The sequence below is a fragment of the Chondromyces apiculatus DSM 436 genome (assembly GCF_000601485.1).
Lineage (GTDB): Bacteria > Myxococcota_A > Polyangia > Polyangiales > Polyangiaceae > Chondromyces > Chondromyces apiculatus.
This window is the reverse complement of record NZ_ASRX01000014.1, coordinates 232,501-236,089: the sequence shown is the minus strand read 5'-3', so window position 1 is coordinate 236,089 and position 3,589 is coordinate 232,501. Positions and strand designations below refer to the sequence as shown.

General features: G+C 57.2%; 1 protein-coding gene and 2 rRNA genes (1 of these 3 cut by a window edge). 1 reads left to right on the top strand and 2 read right to left on the bottom strand.

Features of this window, described 5'->3' with window-relative positions; all coding sequences use genetic code 11:
- On the top strand, positions 1–410 hold a 410-nt coding region (locus CAP_RS10695; protein ID WP_156040677.1), incomplete at its 5' end, for an aldehyde dehydrogenase family protein.
- A 149-nt stretch (positions 411–559) separates the two neighbouring features.
- Here the strand turns inward: CAP_RS10695 and rrf are convergent.
- Both rrf and CAP_RS10685 read right to left on the bottom strand, forming a co-directional pair.
- Positions 560–676: ribosomal RNA gene (gene rrf, locus CAP_RS10690) — 5S ribosomal RNA — on the bottom strand.
- Between the two features lie 174 nt (positions 677–850).
- Positions 851–3,589 (bottom strand): 23S ribosomal RNA (locus CAP_RS10685) (it continues 272 nt past the right edge of the window).

The window sequence follows — 3,589 nt, the reverse complement described above, 5'->3', positions numbered from 1 at the left end:
GCCAGGAGGAGGGAGCCCGCCGGGAGGTGGGAGGGACTACCCGCTCGCCAGGCTACTTCGTCGAGCCGACGGTGTTCTCTGCCGTCAGCGAGTCGATGACGATCGCCCGGGAGGAGATCTTCGGCCCCGTCCTCTCGGTCATTCCCTTCGACGACCTCGAAGAAGCCGCCCGCATTGCGGACGCGACCGAGTACGGCCTGGCAGCAGGGCTATGGACACGCGATGTGGGGAAGGCCCACGCACTCGCTGCCAGGCTCCGAGCCGGGACGGTCTGGGTGAACACCTTCAATCGCTTCGACGCCGCGAGCCCCTATGGCGGCGTCAAGCAGTCGGGATTCGGCCGAGAGAATGGTCGTGCCGTGCTCGATGAGCTGACCCAGATCAAGTCGGTCTGGGTGGCGCTTGGCTGAACAGCCAGGAAATACAGTCCGCGGATGCCGCGTGTAGCGGTCTTGAGCGCCAAGGAAGGGTTGGTACTCAGGACCGCACAGGCCTCCAGGCCCAGGCTGAAAAGCAAAAAAAAAGCCTGCATCAGGTTAACTGATGCAGGCTGAAGAAACCCCGGCAGCGTCCTACTCTCCCACCAAGTCGCCCTGGCAGTACCATCGGCTCCGAAGAGCTTAACTTCCGAGTTCGGTATGGGATCGGGTGTGGCCTCTTCGATTTCACCACCGAGAAATTGTGGGTGCGTCCTGACTGAAGCCTTCAAGGAGTTCGTGACACCTGCTCATCAAGTGAGACTCAGGGTCGTTCCACCTTCGACTTCAGCGTCCAGCTGCTGCGATTCGCGCTTGCTAGTCCTTCGTCACCCGAACTCCGGCCGCGACACTTCAATGATTGCCTTAGAAGCACGGCCAAGCCGCACGACCTATTAGTACCGGTTAGCTCCGCCAGTTACTTGGCTTCCACACCCGGCCTATCAACCTCGTGGTCTTCGAGGGGTCTTTAGGAGCCTTGCGGCTCGGGACACCTTGTCTTGAGGCCGGCTTCCCGCTTAGATGCTTTCAGCGGTTATCCGTTCCGTACATGGCTACCCGGCTATGCCCTTGGCAGGACAACCGGCACACCAGAGGTACGTCCACCCAGGTCCTCTCGTACTATGGGCAGCTCCTCTCAAGTGTCCTACGCCCACGGCAGATAGGGACCAAACTGTCTCACGACGTTTTAAACCCAGCTCGCGTACCGCTTTAATCGGCGAACAGCCGAACCCTTGGGACCTGCTCCAGCCCCAGGATGCGATGGGCCGACATCGAGGTGCCAAACCGCGCCGCCGATGTGAACTCTCAGGCGCGATCAGCCTGTTATCCCCAGAGTACCTTTTATCCGATGAGCGATGGCCCTTCCATACAGAACCACCGGATCACTAACGCCTGCTTTCGCACCTGTTCGACCTGTCGGTCTCACAGTTAAGCTCCCTTATGCGTTTGCACTCTACGCCTGGTTTCCAATCAGGCTGAGGGAACCTTCGCACGCCTCCGTTACTTTTTAGGAGGCGACCGCCCCAGTCAAACTGCCCACCAGGCAGTGTCCCCAACCCGGATCACGGGTCTAGGTTAGATTTCCAGAATACCCAGGGTGGTATTTCAACGTCGGCTCAGCCGAACCCAGAAGCCCGGCTTCATAGCCTCCCACCTATCCTACGCAGAATATCCCGAAAATCACTGCCAAGCTGCAGTAAAGGTTCATGGGGTCTTTCCGTCTTGCCGCGGGTAGAGGGTATCTTCACCCCCGATACAATTTCGCTGAGTCCCTGGTCGAGACAGCGGGGATGTTGTTATGCCATTCGTGCAGGTCGGAACTTACCCGACAAGGAATTTCGCTACCTTAGGACCGTTATAGTTACGGCCGCCGTTTACTGGGGCTTCGGTTCGGAGCTTCGCTTGCGCTGACTCGTCCCCTTAACCTTCCAGCACCGGGCAGGCATCAGACCCTATACGTCGTCTTACGACTTCGCAGAGTCCTGTGTTTTTAGTAAACAGTCACAACCCCCATTTCTCTGCAACCACCAGACGCTCCGAGGGTAAACCTCTTCACGTCAAGCGGCACACCTTCTCCCGAAGTTACGGTGTCATTTTGCCGAGTTCCTTAACCAGGGTTCTCTCACGCGCCTTGGGATACTCACCCCGCCCACCTGAGTCGGTTTGCGGTACGGACACCAAAGAGGCTCAGTACGCGGCTTTTCTTGGAAGTGTGGGATCACCGAGTTATCAGAGCCGAAGCTCTAACCTCATCACCTCTCGGGCTAACGAGCTCCCGTTTGTCCCTACCGGGTCCTGGAAGCTCACCCTACTGGCTTGAACGCAGATAACCAACCACTGCGCTCGGCCTACCCTACTCCGTCCCCGCTTACGTCAACGCCACCCTTGGTGGTGCAGGAATATTAACCTGCTTCCCATCACCTACGCCTCTCGGCCTCGGCTTAGGATCCGACTAACCCATGGGAGGATTATCCTTCCCCAGGAAACCTTGGGCTTACGGCGACCGAGTTTCTCGCTCGGTTTATCGCTACTCATGCCTGCATAAGCTCTTCTCAAGGCCGATATCGGTCGTTACCGTCCGACGTGTGTCTCCTTGAGAATACTCCCCTACCGCTCCCTTTCGAGAACCCGTAGCTTCGGTGCTGAGCTTGAGCCCCGTTATATTTTCGGCGCAGACTCGCTTGACCAGTGAGCTATTACGCTTTCTTTAAAGGATGGCTGCTTCTAAGCCAACCTCCTGGTTGTCTGTGCGCTTCCACATCCTTTGACACTTAGCTCAGACTTGGGGACCTTAGCTGACGATCTGGGCTCTTTCCCTCTCGGCTACGGAACTTATCTCCCGCAGCCTGTCTCCCGGATACTTGTCGACGGCATTCGGAGTTTGATTGGGTTTGGTAATCTGGTAGGACCCCTAGCCCATTCAGTGCTCTACCTCCGTCGCAATTCGTCCGAGGCTATACCTCAATATATTTCGGGGAGAACCAGCTATATCCCAGCTTGATTAGCCTTTCACTCCTATCCACACCTCATCCCCCACATTTTCAACTGTGGTGAGTTCGGTCCTCCAGGCGGTGTTACCCGCCCTTCAACCTGGACATGGATAGATCGCTAAGGTTTCGGGTCTACGCCACGCGACTCTTCGCCCTGTTAGGACTCGCTTTCGCTTCGGCTCCACCTCTCGGCTTAACCTCGCCACGTAGCGTAACTCGCAGGCCCATTATGCAAAAGGTACGTGGTGACGCATTGCCTTGCGGCCATAGCGCTCCCACTGCTTGTAGGCACACGGTTTCAGGTCCTATTTCACTCCCCTCACCGGGGTTCTTTTCACCTTTCCCTCGCGGTACTAGTTCACTATCGGTCGATCAGGAGTACTTAGCCTTGGAAGATGGTCCTCCCAGATTCCCGCCGGATTGCTCGTGTCCTGCGGTACTCGGGTGTCTTGACACCGAGGAACGTCACTTTCGTCTACAGGGCTGTCACCTGCTGTGGCCGGCCATTCCAGACCGTTCAACTAGCTCCGTTCTTTATCACTCGGCGGTAGAGATGCCGCTCTACCCTCAAGATCCCACAACTCCCATCCAGCAACGCCAGCACGCTTGCACTGGATAGGT